Source organism: Idiomarina sp. ST20R2A10, from assembly GCF_051842345.1.
Taxonomy (GTDB): domain Bacteria; phylum Pseudomonadota; class Gammaproteobacteria; order Enterobacterales; family Alteromonadaceae; genus Idiomarina; species Idiomarina loihiensis.
The window spans coordinates 27,353-50,715 of the sequence record NZ_JBNIEY010000006.1 but is presented as its reverse complement, the minus strand read 5'-3'; the positions used below and the strand labels follow the sequence as shown (position 1 = coordinate 50,715).

Below are 23,363 nucleotides of genomic sequence, written 5' to 3'. Positions count from 1 at the left end.
TTGGTTAAAAAAAGCCGCACTCAAGGCGCGGCTTTTAGCATTGCTTATATCATTGTCGTTTGCGCTATGCACTAAACTAGAAAGTGTACTTAACACCTAATTTTAAGCGCCAAGCCGACTCTTCAGCTTCGAAGATACTCCAGTCGTTATAACCGTAGAATGCTTCTTCGTACATGTAGCGACCTTGGTCATCAAGGCCTGCAAAGTCTACGACCGTCTGGTTAGTATACTCTTGACTCAGTACTTTACCTTTCGAGCTGTCGATAAGGTTTAACAGGTTATTAATTGTAAAGTAGAAGATACCTTTGTGGCCTTCTGAGAAACCAGGCACTTCTTGCTGGAACTGGAAGTCCATGTTGGTAACCCAAGGTGAACGACCTGTACCCTTCGGCGCAAAACCACCTGCATACTGTTCTAAACCAGCGTCACGGAAGAAAGCCATCGCTTCTTCGTACGACAGCGGACTATCAGGGCTGAACGCAGGGTCATCCGCGCCAGTTGGAATGTATGGCAAGTAAGAGCCACCACCCTGGAAGTATGGCTGGTCACCGAAGTCGCCATCGTTGTATAGACCCATGGTATAACTGAACGCAGTACCTGAGCGGCGGTTAAAGAATAAGTTAAACTTAGACGCATAACCACTAACAAACTCAGTGCTGTAACCCAATGCAATTTTCAGGCTGTGCTCAACCTGGTAGTCAGCAGTACCCAGTAATGCCTGATTACGGTCACGAACAATGTTGTACTGGTAGTTTGAAGTCGCGGTAGACGACGTGCCCGGGTTACCTTCTTCGATGTCCTGGAAGGTGTAAGCCGCGTATGCGTTAAAGCCGCTATCCCAAGCCTTCGACAATGAAGTTGTTAACAACCACGCCTTACCTGTTTTATCTTCATTCGTCAGCTGTAAGTCGTAGTGACCGCTTGGTGCTGTTGGGTCGCACGGCTCATAAATGTTGATGCCTGCTGCAGTTTCATCAGCAACACAGCGTGAGATATCAATCCACTGGCTGTTATCTGTCATCCACTTACGAGTAACTTCAGCAGTTGCCTGGAAGCTGTCGCCAACACCAGGAATGTCGAAACGGTAGTCAACACCTACACGAGCAATCCAGTCAGACGGAATATCGTAGTTAGGATCGATGCTGTTAGTGTCACCGTCACCGGCTTCCATGCTATCCAATACCGCTTGCGGAATTTGTGCAGGGTTTTGGTTTTCCAGGTACTGTTCTTCTGACACCTGGTCGCGGTCAAACTGTACCAGAGTATAGCCGTCGTTAGAGAACGAGTTTGAAATCCAAACGTTTGGACGACCACCAGAGAAGCGCCCGAATCCGGCACGAACGACCATGTCGTCAGTAGCGAACCATTTGAAGTCAACGCGCGGCAAGAAAATGCCTTTACCGTCTAAGTTTTCTTGGTTGCTGTAGCCATAACGATCAACAAAGTTTTCGTTCAATGTTGGCTTGTCGTCAACCATGTAGGTTTCGTAGCGAACACCTAAACCTAATTCCATTGTATCATTCAGGTACCAGTTGTCCTGTACGTACAAGTTCAGCATACCTAACTCAAAGTTAGCCGCTGCATCAGCAGCGTTATTGGTGTATGCATTCTCGTAGAAGAACTCATCGGCAGTACCGGCTTCAAAGTCATCAATTGACTCGTATGACCAAGAACCCAAAGAGTTACGAACAAATACGTTGTAAACGTCAACGCTGTCATACTCACCACCGAACTCAATTTCGTGGTCGCCAACCAGGTAATCGAATTTCGCGCCAATTTTGAAGTTATCGTTTTCTAGCTGGTTAGCGTGACGGTTTGAATCAGGACCAAAGTTAAGCGTACCGCTTTCGGTACGTACGCTGACGTCGCCAAAGTCTCTGGTTACCAAACCGGAAATAGATTCAACTGATTTGTGACTAACATAAATTTCACTAGAAAGGTCAGCACTCCAGTCACCAAACCATGACAGGCGGAACAGATCCATGTTCTGCTGGTAATCATACCAGTTAGTGTCTAAATTTAATGAGTTTTGACTGCTGCTAACACCGCGCAGATTGTTACCTTCAGTGCGGTTGTAAGTTAATGCAACACGGTGAGCGTTGCTAACGTTCCAGTCCAGCTTAACCAGCAAGTTATCGTTTTCGGTATCGCGGACAGTGTCCCAGTTACCAATATCGAAGCCGTACTGAGTTTGTGCAATTTCGCGAATACGGTTGTATTCTTCCTGAGTCACGTTGCTGTCGTTTGGTGCGCCAGCGCCTGCAGGACCGTACTCAATTTGTGCCGGCTCTTGTGCGTTTTCGTAGTTAACGAAGAAGAAAAGCTTGTCTTTGATGATTGGACCGCCAAGCGCAATACTGTAAGTATCACGTTCATAGTCTAACGGAACTTCTTCACCACTTTCAGGATTAACTGGATCGCCAGCCCAGGCATCACTCATGCGCTCATAAGTTAATGAACCATGGAACTCGTTAGAACCTGATTTAGTTACCGCATTAATACGACCACCAGAGAAGCCACCTTGAGAAGCGTCAAATGGTGCCATATCTACAGCCACCTGCTCTACCGCGTCAATCGAGATAGGAGAGCGCTGCGTTGGATAACCGTTGCCGTTAAGACCAAAATCGTCGTTTACGCCGACACCGTCAATAGAAATAGAGTTGAAACGCGGATTTGAGCCACCAATACTCATTGGTGCTTCACTACCTGACAACAAATTAACGTATGGATTTAAACGTGCAACTTCTTTTAAGTCTCGGTTAAAAGTTGGGGTGTTAGCAATGTCACCTTCACCGAAGAAACTGCTGCTTCCTCGATTCTCACCACCTAAAACCGCAGCACCTGAAACCTGAATACGCTCCATATCGGTCGATTCAAGCTCAGCATTTATACGGTAAGACTCGCCCAGAGTTAAATAGACGTCTTCATAGACTTTACGTCCACTCTCGCCTTCAATGATAATGATGTAAGGGCCACCAACGCGCAAACCTGAATTCGAAAAAGCACCAGATTCATTGGTTGTAGCAATTGAGCGAGTTCCAGTGGGAACGTGAATAATTTCAACGCGTGCGTTTGCAGCAACTTCGCCAGACTCAGTAACAACGTTACCGCGAACGACTGATGAAGTATCTTGTGCAATGGCCGCACCACTAAGGCCAAAAGCAATAGCAGCTGCAACAGCTGTACGCTTGAAAGTAGAGTTAAACATAGTTTTGTTCTTCCCGATTTTGGTTTTGGGTATTTATGCGAAAGTGAGGGTAAATCTTATTTATGACAATTTCGTGAAACTTAAAAAAAATATGAGAAGCAATGGAACTTTTTTGCGAACGCAGAAGAGGAAGTTGGATCGTTCGCTTACTATTCGATGAAGAACCGCGGCATAACAGCTGATTCATTACCGGGAAACTAATAGCCTGAAAAGTATTCAGTGCGCGGCAAGAGGTCGGAGCTGTATGGGATCGGGCTGATTTCATTACGCTTCTAAGACATTTTTGTGTCAGATATGTGACATATTTTAATCAAATTATTAGCTCTTGCCTAGTCATCCGGGAACCTTTATTCTCACTCACTGTCTTAGGCTGCTCTCAAACGGTTATCCCATGGGCTTTATACGGTTTTTATTAATTTTAACATTCGTTGTTCTTATGATTCCTACTTCTTTTAATGCATTCGCCGGTTCCGGCAAAGGCGAACCAGAAACCATTCGGGTTGCGACTTTTAATGTCAGTATGGACGCATCTAATTACCTGAGCGACAGCGAGCTCCCGCAATTGGACAAATCGCCTGTACCCGAGGTGTTACAGCAGGATCATGAACAAATTCGTGGTATTGCCGAAATACTGCAACGTGTGCGACCCGATATCGTTTTACTGAACGAGTTTGACTACGTTGATAAACAAGTTGGCGTAAATGTCTTTCAGGAAAAGTACTTGTCGATTTCCCAGAACGGAAAAAAGGCAATTGAATACCCCTATGCTTATATTGCTCCGGTAAATACAGGGGTGCCCTCGCCTTTTGATTTAAACCGCGACGGCAAAACACAAGGCACTGGCATCGACGCCTGGGGTTTTGGCTGGTATCCGGGTCAGTACGGTATGGTTATCTTATCGAAATATCCGTTACTAACGGATAAAGCCCGAACCTTTCAACACTTTTTGTGGAAAGACATGCCCGGCCGCCATATTCCTTACGTGATGAATGAACAGGAACAGCCTACTGACGAGCAATGGTACTCCGACGAAATCATGGCGCAGTACCCGTTAAGCTCGAAATCGCATTGGGACGTCCCCGTGCAAGTGGGCGACAAAGTCATTCATTTATTAGCTGCGCACCCAGTACCTCCAGCGTTCGACGGCCCGGAAAACAGCAACGGCATGCGTAACTACGATGAAATCCGCTTATTAGCTGACTACCTTACACCCGGCAGTGATAACTACCTTTACGATGATAATGGTGTGCGTGGCGGCCTGGGAGCTGACGAGAGCTTTATCGTTATGGGTGACATGAATGCAGAGGCCGGTTCCGGCGGTATTGATGGTGCTATTGAGCAATTACTGCAACACCCGCGGGTAAATGACGTGAAACCCCAAAGCCGTGGCGGTGAACAGCATTCTCCTGACAAACGAGGCTCGCAATATCATACCGCGGCCTGGCGCAAGCGCGTAGACTACGTGTTGCCGTCTAACGACTTAGTCGTAAAAGACGCCGGCGTGTTCTGGCCTGTCGGTGATGAAGCCGGCAGCAGGCTAATGCAAAAGCGCAGCGCCTCTTCCGACCATCGCATGGTCTGGCTGGATATCGTGAAGTAACCTAAAAACCTCTGCAGCCCTTTATTTTACTGAACCTTTACAGTTGAAGGGCTGCTATTTCGCCTCTTAGATGCCATAATACAAATGTCATATCCAAGGAGGCAAACTATGAAAAAACTTATACTAACAACAGCTCTACTCGCAAGCGGCTCGCTTATGTTTTCAGCAGCCAGCAAAGCTGATGATTTAAACTATGTTAGCGGCGGTTTCTCCGATTTCTACGATTCCGATTTCTACGTAGAAGGATCCAAAACTATCGCCCCAAACTGGGTTGGTGAAATACAGCTGCAAGATATGGGTGACTACTCACTTCGTGCTGGTGCTAAATATTTCATGGACATGGGCGCAGGTAAGCAGTTCAATACATTCCTGAAAGCCGGTGTTAGCCACTATGACTTTGGCAACTATGACGACACCAGTGCTTATGCCGGTATCGGCGCTATGACTAAGTTAAGCCAGCAAACCACTGCTATTGTAGACGCCGGTTATGACTGGGGCTTAGACGGCTTTGCATCAGTTGGTGCGCGCTTACGTTACGCTTTCACTGAGCAATTCTCTGCTGACGCTGGTTTCCGTGGAAACTTCAACAGCATCGACAACGAAGTGCATTTAGGCGTGACTTACCACTTCTAAGTGGATTAAGTAAATAACAAGTCAACATTGGCGTTACGCCGTTGCAGGAAAATCTGGAGAAAGTGTGCAGCGCCATGGACGGCGCTGCACAAGCCTTACAGGGATGTACTTGCTGGCGTCTTTCGGAAGATTACCTGCAACGGCCAGCCAATGTTTACCTGCTTATTCCCACTCGATGGTGGCAGGTGGCTTACCTGAAATATCGTAGGTGACACGGGAAATACCGTTCACTTCGTTGATAATCCGGTTTGATACCTTCTCTAGCAACTCATACGGCAGGTGTGCCCAGCGCGCGGTCATGAAGTCGATAGTCTCTACGGCGCGTATGGCAATAACCCAGTCGTATTTACGCTGATCACCCATAACACCCACCGAACGTACCGGCAGGAATACCGCAAAGGCCTGGCTGACTTTGTTGTACCAGTCCGCGTTGTGCAGCTCTTCAATGAAAATCGCATCGGCACGGCGCAATAAGTCGCAGTATTCTTTCTTAATTTCACCCAGCACACGAACACCCAAACCAGGTCCCGGGAACGGATGACGGTAAAGCATGTTGTAAGGCAGGCCTAACTCAAGCCCAATTTTACGCACTTCGTCTTTAAACAATTCACGCAGTGGCTCAACCAAACCTAACTTCATGTCTTCCGGCAAACCGCCCACGTTGTGGTGCGATTTAATCACATGCGCTTTACCGGTTTTAGAACCCGCAGACTCAATAACGTCGGGGTAAATGGTGCCCTGCGCCAGCCAGTCAACCTCGGTCAGCTTACCGGCTTCTTCATCAAAAATTTCAATGAAGGTATTACCAATAATTTTACGCTTTTTCTCCGGGTCATTCTCACCCGCCAACGCATCTAAGAAGCGGTCTTCTGCACGTATTGGCAAAATGTTCAGACCATAGTGGTCGCCGAACATTTCCATTACCTGCTCTGCTTCGTTCAGACGCAGCAAACCGTTGTCGACAAATACGCAGGTTAGTTGCTCGCCAATAGCGCGGTGCAGCAGCATAGCCGTTACCGACGAATCAACACCGCCAGACAAACCAAGAATAACCTTGTCACTACCTACCTGTTCACGGATACGCTCAATAGCGTCATCGATGATTTTTGCCGGTGTCCATTGCTTCTCACAGCCACAGATATCGCTGACAAAATGCTCCAGCATACGCATGCCCTGACGCGTATGAGTCACTTCCGGGTGGAACTGCACACCATAAAACTGGCGTTCTTCATCAGCCATGGCAGCATACGGGCAATAAGAGGTTTTCGCTACGGTGTGGAAGCCTTCCGGAATCATTTCCACTTTGTCACCGTGGCTCATCCAAACATCCAGTAATGGTGCACCAGACTCAGACACAGCGTCTTCAATAGCTTTAAACAGAGGGCTTTGCTCTACCAGTTCAATTTGCGCGTAACCGAATTCACGCTCCAGCGAGCATTGCACCGAGCCACCCAGCTGGTGTGCCATAGTCTGCATGCCATAGCAAATACCAAACACCGGAACACCTGCGTTAAAAACATATTCAGGCGCACGCGGTGAACCTTCTTCAGCTACGCTTTCCGGGCCACCGGATAAAATAATGCCTTTAGGCGCAAATTCACGGATGTCGGCTTCATCAACATCCCAGGCCCAAAGCTCACAATAAACGCCAATTTCGCGAATACGGCGGGCAATCAGTTGAGTGTACTGAGAACCAAAATCTAAAATCAATATTCGGTGGTCGTGGATATCTCTAGTCATTAGTCATCCTGTTAGTAGCCTGACATTGATGTCAGGCGCTATCTCGTTCCTGACGTAAACGTCAGGCTACGTCAATCAAATTATGAACTGCGGTAATTCGGTGCTTCTTTGGTAATGTGCACATCGTGTACGTGTGATTCGCCCATGCCGGCTGCAGTTACTTTTACAAACTGCGGCTTAGTGCGCATGTCATCAATTGTCGGACAACCGGTTAAGCCCATAGCTGAACGCAGACCGCCCATTTGCTGATGAATAATCGCAGAAATTGGTCCTTTGTAAGCGATACGCCCTTCAATACCCTCAGGTACCAACTTATCGGCTTCATCACTTTTCTGGAAGTAACGGTCAGACGAACCATTGCGCTGGTTCATAGCACCCAGGCTGCCCATACCACGGTACGATTTGTAATAACGCCCCTGGTAAAGCTCAACTTCACCCGGCGACTCTTCCGTACCGGCCAGCATGCTGCCCACCATCACACAATGCGCGCCAGCAGCCAGAGCTTTAGCAATATCGCCTGAGAAGCGAATACCGCCGTCAGCAATAATCGGAACGCCCGAGCCTTTAATAGCATCTACGGCATCGCTAATGGCGCTAATTTGCGGTACACCACAACCCGTAACAATACGCGTCGTACAAATTGAGCCCGGACCAATGCCTACTTTCACGGCATCGACGCCCGCTTCAACCAGCGCCTTAGCGCCAGCGGCCGTTGCTACGTTACCGGCAATAATTTGCAATTCAGGGTAGTCTTTACGAGTTTGCTTAACGCGGTCTAAAACGCCCTGTGAGTGGCCATGCGAAGTATCAATAAGCAGTACATCAACGCCCGCCTCAACCAGTAATTGAATACGTTCTTCTGTGCCCGCGCCAACACCGACAGCAGCACCAACACGCAATGAGCCCAGTTCATCTTTACAAGCGTTCGGTTTGTTTTCCGCTTTTTCAAAGTCTTTCAGGGTGATCATACCCTTCAACTTGTGCGCGTCATCCACAACCAGAATTTTTTCAATACGGTGTTTGTGCATAAGCTGAAGAATTTCTTCGCTTTTTGCCGTTTCGTGCACAGTGACCAGGCGATCATTGCCGGTCATTACGTGGCGAATTTCTTTGCTGTCGTCGTCTTCAAAACGCGTATCCCGACCGGTAACAATACCAACCAAGTCGCCATTACCTTCAACCACAGGAAAACCCTGAAAGCCATGCTCGGCAGTCAGCTTTTTAATTTCACCAATGGTGGTAGTAGGTCTTACGGTAACCGGGTCAGAGACCATGCCACTTTCGTATTTTTTAACTTTACGAACGTGCGCGGCTTGTTGCTCTGCGGTCATATTTTTGTGGATAAATCCGAGCCCGCCTTCCTGCGCCAGCGCAATTGCCAGTGCCGATTCAGTAACGGTATCCATCGCAGCTGAAACCAAAGGAATATTTAAAGAAATTCCACGCGTTAATTGCGTGCGTAAATCAGCGGTATGGGGGAGAACTTCGGAATGACCGGGAACGAGCAAAACGTCGTCAAAGGTCAAGGCTTCTTGGGCAATTCGCAGCATGTGCAACACTCCGTGACTGGATTCATGTTGCGGGTGGATTTTACCCGTTTAGTGCGTGGAATGCAAGTAGCCTGACTACGTTGATTTCGTAGCCTGACGTTTACGTCAGGAAAGATATCTCACCTGACATGAATGTCAGGCTACATACCACTGACTGATGAAAGTAATCGCTCAGAACCAGGAACCACCACACTATCAAAGTATTCTTTTTTCACCCCCATAGCTTCTGCTTCTTTTCTATAGGTATCATGATTATTCAGAAGGTTCTGAAGTGCCCGCCTTAAGCTGTTATTTACGGCATCAATTCCATAATGGGTGTGAGCTTCCGCGTACGCCTCGGGTGGTATCTCCCCCCAGTTTTCAAACATAACAATCAAATCAAATATGTCTTTATAAGGTTTCTGCATCCACCTATCAGCATTTGCCAGAAGCTTGGTGATAAAACATGAAGTACGGTCAATAAAAGGCACATTAAATAAATCTGCTTCATTCCCTTTTTCTAACGCATAGTTATCAAAAGCTACGAACTCAAGCTTAATTCTCACACCATCAACATCCAGAAAGGTGCGCACACCATATCTATCAAACGAAATATCGCGAGAATAAATAAAATCCTCTTTTACCAGCTCACCTAGCGTTCTATTAGTTACCTGTTCTCTTACCGCTCGAAATGATTTTTTGTCTCTACAAAGAAAATCGATATCAACAGACTCACGATACTCGCCAAGCTCAAGAGCAATGCGAGTGCCACCGCCAAAAAGAATTGAGTGTTCCGTTAAGTAATGGCTATTAAAATTAACCAGGCAACGCTGAATTAACTGGTGGTGTTTACGCTGGTAAGTGCTCATAAATTTTTACGCTGCACTTGGGAGAAAACCGCCTGCATCTTTTGCCAATTTATCAATTAGCTGACGCTCGCGCTTAAGCAATTGCCTTTCTTCGACAAAACGCCAGCGAGTTTCATAAATATCCAATGCTTCTTTAGGCGTTAAGTATTTCGTATTGGTATCCCACAGAAGCTTGTCGAGCTCTGGATAATAAGCACGATCAATCTTGTCCATCAAGCCTCCGCTTACTCTTAAATATTGATACTAGTTAGTCTAATTAAGTGATTAGTATTTGTCCACTAGGGTATCCAGCACACACCGCCTTTTAACTGGGGTTCAGGCTCGGGAATAAACTGACAAGTAGAATAGCCTGTTTGAGCATCTTTTTCGGCCTTCTTATTGTAGCGATGCACAGCATCCAGCAGTTCTCTCTCATCGGTAATGGTTTCACTACTGTACACCACATAACTCGCTGGCCCACCACATGCCTTTTTACCTATTGGCAGTACCTTACAGCTATCTATACTTTGCGCTTCCGGTTTACCAATAAGTTCTGTAATATCGGCCATAGTAACCGGAGTATCTGTTGCTGACTGAGCGGTGCTGCAACCCGCCAATAGCGCAGCTGTTGCAAAAGCTAAAAGTAGTTTCATGTGTTTCACCTATAGGTTCCTTTCAATCTGCTCAAGCCGCTCAGCTAACCAGACTTTAATAATAGATTGTCTTGTTACTCCAATGCGGGCAGCCTCTTCATCTAAAGAGTCTAGCATCCATTCAGGAAAATCCACATTCACTCGCTTTTGTTTGCGCATGGGTCTTTTCGCCTTTTCCAGCTCAAGCTCATCCATAACGTCTTCATCTGAATCAAACTTTTTGTCAAATTCACTCGCTTTCATAAAGCTTCACCTCACTATGCCTAGAGCGTCTGACAGAAATAATTCTGATTGCTCTTGTTCGATAAGTAATCACAGCTGACCAATGCTTTCCTTTGTACTTAGCTATAACTAAATAACGCTTTTCATCTTCAGTTTTAGCCGGAATTTCAATTAACTCCGGGTCATTCCAAAGAGATTGAGCAGAGTAAAAATCAATTCCATGCTTTTGCATGTTTGATAAACTCTTTGCTCCATCAAACTCGAAAACCAACATTAAATATATACCATTTATGAATAAAAATTAAACTTAAATGGTATTAAAACGTCATTACTAAATCACCCGACGAAAGCGTATTTAGTCATGAGATATTACATCAACGACAGAAACATAAAATCACCGATACCGATTAATTTATATTGAAAAACACTAAAAACGACATACAGTCACTTTATTCGGTGAATAAAAGGAGATGGTATGCCTTGTATCTACACAAGCGAAATCTTATAACAAAAACCTAACGTAACAAGCATTCAAAAAACACAATCTATCTGCTGGCAGCCCCCAAAATCATGCGCTAAAGTGAAGCTACATACACTTTTGTAAAAAGTGTTTTAGCAACAATAAGAGGTAGTACCATGCGTTTTAAACAGTCCCTTTTAGTCTTAGCAATATCCGGCGCGCTCACGGCGTGTGGCGGAAGCTCAAGCGACTCTACCAACGACAATACAAGCGGCGAAAACAACAACGGCGACACATCAACCACAACAACGACCGTTGTCAGCGAAGGTGTGATCACTGGCTTTGGCAGTGTGTATGTCAATGGCCAGCGATACGGCTCTGACAATGCCACTATCGCGGTCGGTAACTCGCCAGCAGCCGATGAAGCGCAACTAAGAGTGGGCATGGTAGTCACTGTCGCCGCTTCTGCATCCGATGACGGCAACGACCCGGAGGCAGAGCAAATCACTTATGAAGAAAGCCTGCAAGGCCCGGTTGCCTTCATTGACAGAGAAGCAGAGCAAATTGAGGTACTGGGTCAAACGGTTATTTATGATGAGTTAACTGAGTTTGAAGAAGCCGATATTAACACTTTAACCATTGGCGATTTTGTCGAAATAAGCGGCTACGTCAATGAAGACGGTGCGTTTTACGCTACCCTGGTTGAGCTGGAAAACGATGAAACGGAAATTAAGCTCAAAGGCAACGTTGCCAATTTAAACACAGACACTGAAACGTTTACGCTGGGTGAGTTAACCATTAACTATTCTGCAGCAGAATTTGACGATATGAACGCCGACGACCTTGCTGACGGACTGTTCGTGAAAGTCGAAGGCGAAGCTTACGATAATGAGTCCATGACCCTCACGGCAGATGAGGTCGAGAACAAAGAGCAGAATGGCCTCGACGAAGACACCGATGAAATCACCATTGCCGGTATCGTTAAAAACTATGACGCCGATGCCGGAACGTTCTCAGTAAATCAATACGACTTCGTCTTGGGTGAAAGCACTGAGTTTGAAGACGGCACTGCCGATACCTTAGCCAACGGTATTATCGTAAAAGTCGAAGCCGAGTTTGACGGTGAGCAGTTGGTTGCCGATGAGATAGAGTTCAAGGCCCGGAACGCGCGCAGTAAAGTCGAAGGTCAAGTAACAGACATTGACAGTGAAGCCATGACGTTTGTGCTTAATGGGACAACCTTTAGTATCACACCAGAGACCCAGTATGAGGATGAATCGGACTTAGACGAGCGCCGCTTCACATTTGAAAACATTGCTGCTAACGACTGGCTGAAGGTCGTCTCGCGTCAGAACCAAGAAGGCGATACGGTTGCACTGAAAGTAAAACGCATTGACGAAGATGACCGCGACGGCGAAGTGAAAGGCCGCGTGACGGATGTTACGACCGACGGTATGCGTGTCGCAAATGTCGCCGTACGTTTTGCCGACAACGTAGAATTTGAAGACGATGACGGCACAATTTCTATTGATGACTTTATTGCATTAGTCGAAAGCCGTAATGCGGTTATTGTGGAAGCCGAACGTGAATACGTTAACGGCTCGCTACTGGCCACTGAAGTTGAGATTGAAAACGTTAGCGGAGAGGATGACGATAGTGACGATGAACGTCCTGGCAATACAGGCAAAGCAGAATTTGAGGGCGCCGTAGAATCTATTGAAGGTGAGTTTGTTTTTGTGAACGGCAAAAAGCTTCGCTTTGCTGAAGACGCAGAGCTTGAATTCAACGATGGAAAAGTCGACGTCGCAACATTTATCGCAGCCCTTGAAGTCGGCACGGTTATTGAAATAGAAGGCCGCTGGGTTGAACAAAGCTACATCCTAGTAGAAGAAGCCGAAATCGAAAACGACAACGGCGAAGAATAATACCCTTCCAGTTACGCTTGGTTCAGTGGCTAAACCGCCACTGAACCAAGTTGCGCTTTAAACATTAAAAGCACTTTGCATGGTCAACTGCTCTGCTCGCCTTATTCCCCTTAAAATTATCCAAGATCCAAAAAAACCTCTGTGTTAACATTTAAATAATATATGCTTCATAAGTAATCTAGGTATTTAGTTAATTTCAGCGCATTCTGTAGGTTTCATGTCTAAATTGAGAAGAAACAGTTGTTATTTGATCGTCAATAACGACGGTCGCGTCATAGGTCAGTGCAACGGTAACCATGTTGATGGAACGCCGCCTGAACGCGTAACTGCTTACAGTAAACATACCCATGAAGCTGTTTCCTGGGATACTCTCATTCAAGACAAAAACGCTCCCGTTGAAGTTTATATAAACGCATTAGATAAACAGTTTGATGTAACCGCGACACCAATGACTATTGAAGGTATTCCATGCTGCCTGGTCGAATTTCTCAGTAATGACCCACACGGTTCTTGTTACTTATCATTGCCAAGCTCTCATCGACTCAATAGCATTATCGAAAGCACTGATGCTGGCACTTGGGAATGGAACGTACAAACTGATGAACTCATTATTAATGAGCGATGGGCGTCTATGGTCGGCTACACCATCGAGGAACTTAAACCAATCAGTACTAAAACCTGGCTCAGTATCCTCCATAAAGCTGACCATGAAAAGTTTCAGCGAGTTTTCCAGTCGCATGTTCTTGGCAAAACATCTTTTTACAGCGCAGATTTAAGACTAAAGCATAAACAAGGGCATGAGGTATGGATCAGGGATCACGGCAAAATTGTTACGCGCACTGAAGAAGGTGAGCCAGAGTGGTTCTCCGGAACGCATATTGATATTACAGAACTAAAACAGTTAGAGCGTGAACTTAAAAGCAGCCAAAAAACACTTCAAACTGCACAAGAAATAGCTCAGCTGGGCTATTGGTCTTTCACACTATCGGATAACTCATTGACCTGGTCACCCATTATTTTCAATATGCTTGGCCTCAGCCCTAAAACAACAGCAGCATCCCTGTCCTTGTTCAAAGAGCTGTTACACCCTGATGATGAGAATCTTTTTGAGGACAGCCGAGAGCGTTTATTTAATTCAAAAGTCTTCGATAAGACTCACCGTATCCGACACTCAGACGGACACTACTTATGGGTTCATATATATGCTCAATGGCAGCAAGATGGAGAGGTATTAGTTGGGACCATACATGACATTACCCAACAAAAAGAGCTGGAGCTAGAACTACTTAATCAATCACGTATTGACTCGTTAACGGGCCTAGCCAACCGGCGCTATTTTATTGAGCAAATTGAGCGCGCAATTACACGCTCAAAAAGAACATCAAGCCAGCTTTCTCTGCTGGTCATCGACGTTGACCTTTTCAAAAAGATAAATGACAGATTCGGTCACAGTACAGGCGACCGCGTCTTAGAGAAGTTGGCAAAAATTATGAGCGAAAGAGTTAGGAGCTCTGATCTTGTCGCCCGTATTGGTGGTGAAGAGTTTGCTGTCATGTTGCCAGATACCACTATTAATGACGCATTCAAACTCGCTGAAGAATTGAAAGAAGCCGTTAACTCTCAACCTATACAACTTAAAGACAATCAACTTTCTCTTTCTGTCACTATTGGAGTCAGCAGCCTATCTGACGAAAACTCAAACTGGTCCTCGCTCTATGGCGAAGCCGATAATGCCATGTATCAAGGCAAAAAAGACGGCCGAAACCGTGTTTTTATCACTAAGTAGTAGCGTTTTCCCAATAAAAGAGTGTTACTTTTAAATCGCGCAAACCCCGAGATCTGTCAGACGCTGGGTGCCATTGGGCTTTAGTGAAAAAGAGATATTCTCAGTTTTAGAATGGGATATATCGACGTACTATGATGAGTACGGAGAGGCCACCAATGGCGGGTATTACATTCTGCCTCGTTTCAACCACTACCAGCTGGCAGAGCGCCCTGAGTCTGAACCTTATGAGCCTCAGTCTGCAACAAAGTCTCAGTTAGAAAAGGTGGATGTCTCTAACACAGATAAATCAAGCAACTTGGGTTACACCATTGTGGATCCTCAGGCGGCAGCAACATCGACAAGCAAGCATTAATACTGCGTTGTGAATGACATAAATGTCAGGTCAGATCCGGCCCTGACGTTCACGTCAGGCTACCTCACCGGGCAATAAAATGCGGGTTCAAATAGTCTTCTTTTTGGTTATACAGCAGCGGGGCACCGGCAACGGTTGTAACTTCTCCGCCCGCTGCACCTAGTACCGCATGGGCGGCGGCGGTGTCCCACTCACTGGTGGGGCCTAAGCGGGGATAAATGTCGACTTTACCTTCGGCTACCAGGCAAAACTTCAGTGAACTGCCTACTGCCAGCATCTCGTAGGGTTTGCCCAGAGCATCTAACCAGTCGGTCGTTTCCTGCGAAGGGTGTGAACGGGAACCAACCACGCGCAAGGTTTCAGGTTCCTGCGTGGCAACCGAAATCGCTTTGTCGTTTAAAAACGAACCGCGGTCACGCTCGCCGGTATACATGGCGTCTAACGCCGGAGCATACACCACACCTAAAATGGGCACGCCCTTTTCTATCAGGGCAATGTTCACGGTGAATTCGTCATTTCGCTTAATAAATTCCTTGGTGCCGTCCAACGGGTCAACCAGCCAATAGCGGCACCAGTGCTTGCGCTGCGCCCAACTAAAGTCTGACGACTCTTCCGAAATAACCGGGTACTGAATATCCAGCGCACGCAAACCCTCACAAATGATGTTATGCGCCGCTAAATCCGCTTTGGTCAGCGGACTGTCATCGGCCTTTTTCTGCACATCAAAGTCATTGCTTTGGTAAATGTCGATAATGGCAGCGCCTGCATCCCGGGCTATGTCTTTTACTTCTTTAAGCATGAATTATTCCGTTAAGTCACGTCTGTAATGAAAATGGGTTGAGAAATTGGCGACCCCAGAATAGCTTCCGGTCAACTTCGCTCAATTCTGCCTCATCACACACATTCTGCCAATTTTGTTCTATAACTGACTTTTGATTCTCAAAAATAGCCAGAGCTTCGTCCTGTTTCAACAAAAAGTTGGGGGCAGCTTTCATACAACTACTTATTTGACTGGCATTATTGCTACCCACTATAAGCATTGCCTGCCCCTGCTCATTTCCCGTACGCCCCTGTGGGCAAATATCATAAGCAGGGGTCAGACTTAAGCTATTACCGTCCCAAAAAGCCGCATGGTTTCTTGCGTGATCATCCGTGTTACCACATAAAATATTGAATACTAAGCGGGAAAACAGTTCTTTAAGCGTATGCTTTGGCTCGGTGAAACGACGCCGAATAATTTCAGCGAGTGTTTCGTAACTCGCGTAACGCGCCATCATGTCGTCAAGCCCAAAAAGAGTTAAAGCCGATACCATTGGCTTACGCATCCAGCCGCTTTTATTCTGCGTACGGTCAAAACGTTCAATTAGAATAACATCTTTACCTGCCGCCGCAGCCAGTTGTACCGGTGCGACACATAGCCCAGCCAGCGAAGCTAAACGCATAGCAATAAACTCTGCTTTTACAACGCTATAAAGATCATTAGAAGCTGAAAATTTCGCAATGTACTTTATACCACCTTGTTCAATAAGAGCTTTCGGGCGAGCCCCTCCAATTGAACTACCATGATAAAGAGCCTGATCTAACTCCGGCGTTAGCGGAATACCTTTTTCAACACGCTCAACCGACTCTATTAACTCTTCCATCGTGGCGTTTCTTGCTGAGCGAGGCACATATTCAGTTGGTGATAACTGAAAGTCGAGAGCCCCAATTCTGTCTGAGCCAGACTCCAACAAGTAAGTCAGTTCATCAAGCACCGCCGTATCGACATTGTCTCCCCTATCACCCTGCAGCTTATTAATAACAACTCGACGTCCCCATGCATCCGGTGCCGCATCGCGAATACACCCAGGCATGCTTAAGCCTTGTAAATTGGGTACTACTCCCTGCTTTAATGGTAGCTCAGGCTCGTAGATTGGAATCGCGGCAGGCTCTTCATTAACACGCGATAAATAATTCTTACCGTAGTTAAAAAACAGGTTCTCGCCATCGGCTTCGAGTTTTCCAGCCACTACCGGAGTTGTCTCTCCCGGTAGCCAGATCCAGACATAGGCTTCTTTATAAATAGACTCAGAAGTCATCATCAACGGCCTTTTGCGGTTTACGCGCTCTTTGCGGCAGCAAAGCAAGTTTCTCCTCGGTACGCTTAATGTTATTCGCTAATTTTGGAGAAGACAGTTCTGCGTTGAATAGCGGCACACCGACAATACTGGCCACCTCGAATACGGCACCTATTTCACACTTAGGATCAGCCTTTTCAATACGCTGAAGCATACTTCTTGAAATACCTGCGCGCTCTGCGACTTCCTGAGTACTAAGCTTGCGCTCAATGCGCGCAGCACGAATAAGCCCAGACAGTAGAGTCAGGGCTTCTTTGGTGTATTGTGAGTAGGTACGTACTATAGATTTTGGCATAAAATTGATTTATATATAAACCCTTAAGCCACTTAATGAGTTACTTATAAATCAATTTAGTTTGCAGCCGCAAGTTTGTCAAATGTTTTGCGGGCTTATCTCTTCGTAGCCTGACATTCATGCTAGATGGAATATAGAACCTGACGTAAACGCTAGATTACATGGGCAAAAACACAGCTATTCAAGTTCTTCTGGCATTTCATACCAGGGCATGTCTCCATCGAGAGTGCCCAAAAAAGCCTTAAGGTGACTTAACTCCTCCTTGTTTAACTTCAGCTCCTGAATGTGGCTCGATAACTGAGCAGTAGGGATATCGTTGCCTTTTTCCGCCAACTCAGCATTTTGCCACCAGCCCATATTGTATAGGTTCAGTAATATATCCAAATTTTTAGCAAAACCATTATGCTGATAAGGAGCCGTTTCCCCAATACCACGCAACCCAGGCGTTCTGAATGCACCCACATCTTCTGCGTTTCCGGTTACGCGATAACGCCCCTGAAACTCTCCAACGTTATGAAAAGACGACCCCAAATGATGGTATTCACCATCACTCAACAAGGCACCGTTATGGCAGTTGGCGCAACGAGCTTTGGTACGGAACAAATGCAGTCCTTTAATCTCGTTCTCAGTTAAAACGTCACGCTCACCTCGCATAAACTTGTCAAAGCGTGTGTTTGTCAGCGTTATCTTCCGCATGAAGGTTGCAATCGCCTGGCTGATCCGCATCGCGGACACCTCGCTGGAACCAAAGGCTTGTTCAAAAAGCGGTGAATAGCCTTCAATACTCCGAATACGAGCCACAGCGTCTGGCAAGTTCGCCGCCATTTCTATTGGGTTTTGCCAACTTCCAAGTACCTGCTCTTCAAGCGAATCAGCTCGTCCGTCCCAGAACACCTCCTTAACCCAGGCACTGTTTACAATAGAGGGAGAATTTAAGTCATGTTGTATACGATTATGTCCAATAGCCTTGCGCCGTCCATCCGCCCAGCCTAAATCAGGGTCATGACAACTGGCGCAGGCTATTTGCTCCGACTTAGACAATCGACGTTCAAAAAACAGCTGCTTACCCAGCTCCCACTTTTCTTTCGAATAGGGGTTACTCTCAGGAAAAGGCGGTTTATTCTCAAGTGGTGCTAGCGGCTTAAAATCTACTCCGTCATCAATAGTCGCTGCGGGCCATTGCTGCTGAGGACCTCGATAAACATCAACTAAAGAGTCCTGCGGCTCTGCCTCACAGACTGAGCCGAACATAAGCAGACAGCTACCAACAGCAACTAGTAAAAAACGTCCTAATTGCATAGCGCTTAAAACCGATAACCTACTTCAACCCAGAACTGACGCCCCAGGCTAAATAATTGAGTGCCTTGCTCATATCGCAATACGTTTGACTTGTCCGTCAGGTTAATAACATCCAGGCTGACATACGGCGAGTTATTGCCTGCAAAAAGCCGATACTCAACCCCAAGGTTCCAGTTAAATGTCGTTCCCTGATCAACCGTCTCATAATTTTTGAGCCCGGTCGCTTCGTCAGTACCAGCAGAGCTTAAGTATTGGTAACCGTTGGTGTATCCAAACGAGTTAGTCATCGACAAGCGGTTATCAAAGGCCTGCATAATCACATCAATATTGGCCGAAATCGGGCTGGCGTAATCGTCCGCAGGAAGATCTACTCTACGCACCCTTTCGCCATTAAAAATAACCTCTTCATTCGGTTTAGTCTGATTACCATAACCTCCGTCAAGATATTGTGCATCGGTTTCAGTATCCATCCATGAAACACCAGCATTGACTCGCCAGTCAGAGGATAACCAGTTGTAAGTCGGCGATCGCCAGGACACGTCTATTTGCCTGGTATCGCTTTCGCCGCTATTAACATACTGGTACGTATCATCTTCGCTATTGTAGTCTGTACGAATTTGATCACGCCCCTTACGAACAACAAACTCAATTTTTGCTATTCCGGAAAATTGCGAACTACTAAGCCCAATACTGTACTCATCATCGTAAGGCGTATTCAGGTCACTCGGCAGCCACTTGTCCTCTCCTGAAAACTCATTAAAAGGTGAATCTGGATTATAAGTTTCTTCGCGCTCGCGAACGGTCACAAATTTCTTTTCTTCATCTCTTAAGCGGTACGATAAAAACGATTTGCCATAATATCGGTTAGCCCCAACTTCTACAGACAGGCTTTCGTCGTCAGCAAGGTACATTCCCCCGCTCAATCGCGGCGCCAAATTCGTGTTTCCAAGCCAGGCATCACGACTGGATCGTAGCCCGCCCGAATAAAACAACGATTCGCTTTCACCTTTTATTTCACCGTATGCACTAAAATTAGTTTCATTAAAGCCAATATCACCAGCTCCGTACACAGCTTCACGATAAACATGATGCTCAGCGTAAGGTACGCCAGATATTAATGTCCGATCTGTCGGGGCGTATTCTGTGTAAACGTAATCTTCAGATCGACTCTGCCGCAAACGCACATGGTCAATTTCTAACCCATACAGAAGGTTATGATTGCCATTAAGTTCAGTGTCAAAATCGAGCGATGCCGACAAGCGCTCCTGCTCATTTTCCAGGTCGCCGAAATTGCCAATATACGCGTTCTCGGTATAAATGCTCCGGCCAATGTATTTATCGAAAGTGTTTATTTGAGCATCACGGCTGTTGTCACTTAAATTCAGCGCCACCGTCGAGTCAACACGCGTTGCACCAAAATCGTCGCCATAATTTACGCTAAAGTTGTAGCCTCTCACTTCACTGGCAAAATCAGAATTGAAAAAATTAACTAAAAAACTGTCCTCAGAAAAGTCACTGTAAGAAAACGTAGCGTACAAATCGTAAGGCACATTCAGCGCATCAGCACGCACTGTAAAATAACGAGATTCGCTGTCGAGTTTGTCCTCATCTCCACGCTTAAAAACATTGCCTGTCTCTAAGAAGTATTCAAAGTCAGACATAGTAGCCAATTCAGAGGTCCGTTTTTGGGTAATCTCCGAGCGCTTTTCGCTATATCCCACAAAGAAGCCGATATCACCAGCCCTAAAGGTACCTGACAGCGAGGTTTCCGACTTATCAAAATTGGGCTGGAACTTGCCAGGTGTCCCCGTCGGAAGTTGCGCCGCACCTTCTTCAAAATTAGCCAACTGCGCCTTATCAATATGAAACTCGGTCCAACTGTCTTTGGTCATGCGATAACTCACCGAAAACGTGTTCTCTCCTTGATACCCACGTGTCTTTGCCTTTATCACGCCACCGGTAAAACCACCCTCTTTTGCCGAAGCATTGCTGTCAATCACTTCAATTGATGACAAAAACTCAGGGTCAATGAAAATTGTTTGAGAGTGTCCCGACACTTGAGAGTAGCCAGGCGATTCTCCCGGGCGTAATACTTTAGCCGGGTCAAGCAGACTATCGATGCTACTGTTATCCAGTTGAATGTTATTCTGATACGGTGCCGCGCCCCGAATCGAAAATTCCGCTGGCTTAATATCGCCCTGCCGGGTACTGGAGCTTGCCGTATTATCAATGCGTAAAGATGGGATTATAGATAACGCCTCGCTTAAATCCGAACGCGTAGAAGTCCGCAAATCGAGCGGTCCAAGAGTTTTTACTTCCACCTCTGAATTTTCACTTTCTACCTTGGTGGTCGCTAACTCTTGTACCGGATCTTCCTGCGCATAAGTAGAAAAGGACAAGGTGGTGAAAATGGATAGGCTTACCGCAGCAGCAACCGGGTTACGCAAAAAAGACATAGGTAATTGCATCTTGAAACTCTCTGGCTTGAAAAACGTTTTTGGAATAATTCTCATTTAAGGTTGCCACGAAAACCCCAAACAGTCAATAAACGCTAATTATTCGCATTTACATCAAACCTTATTCCCCTTAAACTACCCGCCAGTAAACTCAGTAGATAAAGGTGTTCATGTGCTGCTAAGACTTATCAGTGTCATACTGCTCTTCATCGCCGCCATTTTTAGCGCAAATAACCAGGCGCAAACGGTTGAAACAACCGATAAGCTGACAGCACAGTGGTTAGCCGTAGAAGACCAGGCTCGTGCCCTGCAGGCAGGGTGGCAAGCAGATAGGCCAGTGCTGGAGCAACGCATCCGCTTGTTGAATGCCGAAATAAATCAATTATCTGAGTTTCTTAAACAAACAAAAACGCGCACAAATTCCGTTGACGAAAAACGCTCACAACTCCTGCAACAGCAAAACCAACTAGAGCAACAACAGAAGCAGACAGAAACCACTATCAACCGTTTAGCTGCACAATTGAACCATCATCAAACGAGAATCGCGCCAGCAATAGCGGCTAACGAACAAGGCACGAATACCTCTGGTAACGACATAACCTCTAACACTGCAAAACTCCAATACGTGCTATCACGCATTGAACAACTGCAGCAATTTAACCAACGAGTCGGCCAACACCAGGGAGTTATTGAACTAAACCAACAATCCCTAATGGTCGATCAATTGTACCTGGGGCTCAGTTACGCCTGGTTTGTCAGCAAGGATAACCAAACTGCTGGCTACGGCCGTGTCGTTAACGGTCAGTGGCAATGGCAGGCGGACCCTAACCTGAACGGGGGAAGCGTGCGGCAAGCTCTGAAAATTCTGAATAACCAGGCGCTGCCTCAGTATATTTCTCTGCCAGTTGAGTTATCCGCTCAAGGAGGCTCACAATGACGCCTGTGGTAAAACATTCTTATTCAGCGTGTCTTTTCAACGCCATCAGCAGCTTATTTATAGTGGCGTTGGTATTACTAAGCAGTGCCCAAGCGTCGGCCAGCCAAAGCGGAGAATTGAACGAAGAGTATTTACTGAAAAAAATCGAACAGGCAAAACAGCGGCTTGAACAGACACAAGAACGTATCACAGAAAAACGCTCAAAACTGGCAACTCAGATTACCGAGCTTGAACAACAAGTCTCTCACTTACGCTCAAAAACAGCGACCGCCAGGCGCTCTAAAGATGAACAAACATTGTCTTTGCAAACATTAGAGCAGCGTCTTGAGCAGTGGCAGCAACAGCAGGATCACCAACAAAATGCCATTACTCGATTGCTGCAACAAAGTGGATTAAGTTATCAGGAAATTAGTGACCTTTCGCAGAGCGACAAGCTTAATTTACTGCAACAGCAAGTCAATAAACTGTTTGAAGCGGCAGAACCCAATTGGCATGAAAGCAAGGCGATAATGCCCGACGGCCGCCAGCTTGAGCGCCCGGTTCTGGCGTTAGGCCCTGTTCGTTTAATTGCCGCAGATAAAACAGACAAAGCTGTTACCGGTCTGGGCTCTGCGTCTGAAAACGGTGTTGAACTGGAGTACGCTTACAGCGAGAGTGAATCAAAAGAGTTGCAGAAACTCCGTCACTCAGGCTCCGCTCAAATTACCTTTGACCCGACCTTAGGCAAAGCACAGCAAAATCAGTCGGCGGATAAAACTCCGTGGCAATATTTAAACGACGGGGGTCTATGGATCATTCCCATTGTCATAGCAGCACTTGTTTCGCTCATTATGGCTGTTACTAAAGCCGTTCAGCTGTATCGCGTACCTGCCATAGATAATCGTGTTAGGCATCCTATGCAACAGAAACTTAAGCGCATCATAGAAAGTCATTTGGAGCTCGATGCAAAAGAAGACAAACTGGTTGCACAAATACAGTGGATGCGCTTTAAGCTGCATAAAGGGTTAACGGTCGTTACGGTCATCGCCACTATTGCTCCGTTACTTGGGCTATTAGGCACGGTGTCCGGAATGATCACGACTTTTAATATGATGGCCACTTACGGCACCAGCGAACCGCAAGTGGTTTCAGGAGGTATAGGTCAGGCGCTTATCACAACCGAGCTTGGTTTAGTGGTCGCTATTCCATCGCTTATATTAAGTGCGGTACTCACCCGCAAAGCGAAAAACGACAGTGAAAAGCTTCAGCAATACGCGGTAGAGGCGCTGGAGCAACACAAAAAACAACAGGCAGGTGCCTAAGC

20 protein-coding genes are annotated in these 23,363 nt (G+C 46.3%); 7 read left to right on the top strand and 13 right to left on the bottom strand.

Features of this window, described 5'->3' with window-relative positions:
• Positions 1-76: 76 nt before the first annotated feature.
• Entirely contained in the window at positions 77-3,208 is a 3,132-nt protein-coding gene (locus ACP7H9_RS10030; RefSeq protein WP_273024543.1) for a TonB-dependent receptor, read from the bottom strand.
• Positions 3,209-3,644: 436 nt separating this feature from the next.
• Between ACP7H9_RS10030 and ACP7H9_RS10025 the strand changes: the two genes are divergently transcribed.
• Both ACP7H9_RS10025 and ACP7H9_RS10020 read left to right on the top strand, forming a co-directional pair.
• Positions 3,645-4,808, top strand: coding sequence for an endonuclease/exonuclease/phosphatase family protein (locus ACP7H9_RS10025; protein WP_439222697.1), 1,164 nt, complete (start codon positions 3,645-3,647; stop codon positions 4,806-4,808).
• A 108-nt stretch (positions 4,809-4,916) separates the two neighbouring features.
• Entirely contained in the window at positions 4,917-5,441 is a 525-nt protein-coding gene (locus ACP7H9_RS10020) for a hypothetical protein (RefSeq protein ID WP_153849830.1), read from the top strand.
• Between the two features lie 162 nt (positions 5,442-5,603).
• Here the strand turns inward: ACP7H9_RS10020 and guaA are convergent, their stop codons facing one another.
• The 7 genes from guaA to ACP7H9_RS09985 form a co-directional block, all read right to left on the bottom strand.
• A complete protein-coding gene (guaA, locus tag ACP7H9_RS10015) occupies positions 5,604-7,181 on the bottom strand; it encodes a glutamine-hydrolyzing GMP synthase (protein WP_253617672.1) in 1,578 nt (525 codons plus the stop codon).
• 80 nt (positions 7,182-7,261) lie between these two features.
• Entirely contained in the window at positions 7,262-8,731 is a 1,470-nt protein-coding gene (gene guaB / locus ACP7H9_RS10010) for an IMP dehydrogenase (protein WP_034818368.1), read from the bottom strand.
• Positions 8,732-8,871: 140 nt separating this feature from the next.
• Positions 8,872-9,579, bottom strand: coding sequence for a nucleotidyl transferase AbiEii/AbiGii toxin family protein (locus ACP7H9_RS10005; protein ID WP_034818370.1), 708 nt, complete (start codon positions 9,577-9,579; stop codon positions 8,872-8,874).
• Positions 9,580-9,585: 6 nt separating this feature from the next.
• Positions 9,586-9,792 (bottom strand): hypothetical protein, encoded by a 207-nt coding sequence (locus ACP7H9_RS10000; RefSeq protein ID WP_011233833.1) that lies wholly within the window; start codon positions 9,790-9,792, stop codon positions 9,586-9,588.
• A 65-nt stretch (positions 9,793-9,857) separates the two neighbouring features.
• Positions 9,858-10,211 carry a hypothetical protein gene (locus ACP7H9_RS09995; protein WP_034818510.1) on the bottom strand — a complete coding sequence of 118 codons (354 nt, stop codon included), beginning with the start codon at positions 10,209-10,211 and terminating at the stop codon, positions 9,858-9,860.
• Between the two features lie 9 nt (positions 10,212-10,220).
• The gene (gene brnA / locus ACP7H9_RS09990) at positions 10,221-10,454 is read right to left on the bottom strand and encodes a type II toxin-antitoxin system BrnA family antitoxin (RefSeq protein ID WP_034818371.1); all 234 of its coding nucleotides are present in this window, start codon (positions 10,452-10,454) and stop codon (positions 10,221-10,223) included.
• Positions 10,441-10,707: a BrnT family toxin gene (locus ACP7H9_RS09985; RefSeq protein ID WP_034818372.1), complete on the bottom strand. Its 267-nt coding sequence runs from the start codon at positions 10,705-10,707 to the stop codon at positions 10,441-10,443. Before ACP7H9_RS09985 ends, brnA begins: the two co-directional genes overlap by 14 nt.
• A gap of 362 nt (positions 10,708-11,069) precedes the next feature.
• Here ACP7H9_RS09985 and ACP7H9_RS09980 point away from each other — a divergent pair, with 362 nt between their 5' ends.
• The 3 genes from ACP7H9_RS09980 (at position 11,070) to ACP7H9_RS09970 (ending at position 14,956) form a co-directional block, all read left to right on the top strand.
• Entirely contained in the window at positions 11,070-12,818 is a 1,749-nt protein-coding gene (locus ACP7H9_RS09980) for a DUF5666 domain-containing protein (protein ID WP_034818373.1), read from the top strand.
• A 217-nt stretch (positions 12,819-13,035) separates the two neighbouring features.
• Complete coding sequence (locus tag ACP7H9_RS09975) at positions 13,036-14,604, top strand: sensor domain-containing diguanylate cyclase (protein ID WP_082815421.1); 1,569 nt, start codon at positions 13,036-13,038, stop codon at positions 14,602-14,604.
• Between the two features lie 67 nt (positions 14,605-14,671).
• Positions 14,672-14,956: a hypothetical protein gene (locus ACP7H9_RS09970; protein WP_145914798.1), complete on the top strand. Its 285-nt coding sequence runs from the start codon at positions 14,672-14,674 to the stop codon at positions 14,954-14,956.
• Positions 14,957-15,020: 64 nt separating this feature from the next.
• On the opposite strand, the gene cysQ is transcribed toward ACP7H9_RS09970, so the two are convergent.
• The 5 genes from cysQ to ACP7H9_RS09945 all read right to left on the bottom strand — a co-directional run bounded on the left by cysQ (position 15,021) and on the right by ACP7H9_RS09945 (position 21,180).
• Positions 15,021-15,755: a 3'(2'),5'-bisphosphate nucleotidase CysQ gene (gene cysQ, locus ACP7H9_RS09965; RefSeq protein WP_439222696.1), complete on the bottom strand. Its 735-nt coding sequence runs from the start codon at positions 15,753-15,755 to the stop codon at positions 15,021-15,023.
• A 16-nt stretch (positions 15,756-15,771) separates the two neighbouring features.
• Positions 15,772-17,037: a type II toxin-antitoxin system HipA family toxin gene (locus ACP7H9_RS09960; protein WP_439222695.1), complete on the bottom strand. Its 1,266-nt coding sequence runs from the start codon at positions 17,035-17,037 to the stop codon at positions 15,772-15,774.
• Positions 17,024-17,368 carry a helix-turn-helix transcriptional regulator gene (locus tag ACP7H9_RS09955; RefSeq protein WP_034818377.1) on the bottom strand — a complete coding sequence of 115 codons (345 nt, stop codon included), beginning with the start codon at positions 17,366-17,368 and terminating at the stop codon, positions 17,024-17,026. Before ACP7H9_RS09955 ends, ACP7H9_RS09960 begins: the two co-directional genes overlap by 14 nt.
• Before the next feature lie 177 nt (positions 17,369-17,545).
• Entirely contained in the window at positions 17,546-18,667 is a 1,122-nt protein-coding gene (locus ACP7H9_RS09950) for a cytochrome-c peroxidase (RefSeq protein ID WP_439222694.1), read from the bottom strand.
• 5 nt (positions 18,668-18,672) lie between these two features.
• On the bottom strand, positions 18,673-21,180 hold the full coding sequence (locus ACP7H9_RS09945; protein WP_439222693.1) for a TonB-dependent receptor plug domain-containing protein: 2,508 nt from the start codon (positions 21,178-21,180) through the stop codon (positions 18,673-18,675).
• Between the two features lie 115 nt (positions 21,181-21,295).
• Here ACP7H9_RS09945 and ACP7H9_RS09940 point away from each other — a divergent pair, with 115 nt between their 5' ends.
• Positions 21,296-22,060: a DUF3450 family protein gene (locus ACP7H9_RS09940; protein WP_439222692.1), complete on the top strand. Its 765-nt coding sequence runs from the start codon at positions 21,296-21,298 to the stop codon at positions 22,058-22,060.
• Positions 22,057-23,361 carry a MotA/TolQ/ExbB proton channel family protein gene (locus ACP7H9_RS09935; protein WP_439222691.1) on the top strand — a complete coding sequence of 435 codons (1,305 nt, stop codon included), beginning with the start codon at positions 22,057-22,059 and terminating at the stop codon, positions 23,359-23,361. Before ACP7H9_RS09940 ends, ACP7H9_RS09935 begins: the two co-directional genes overlap by 4 nt.
• Positions 23,362-23,363 lie beyond the last annotated feature (2 nt).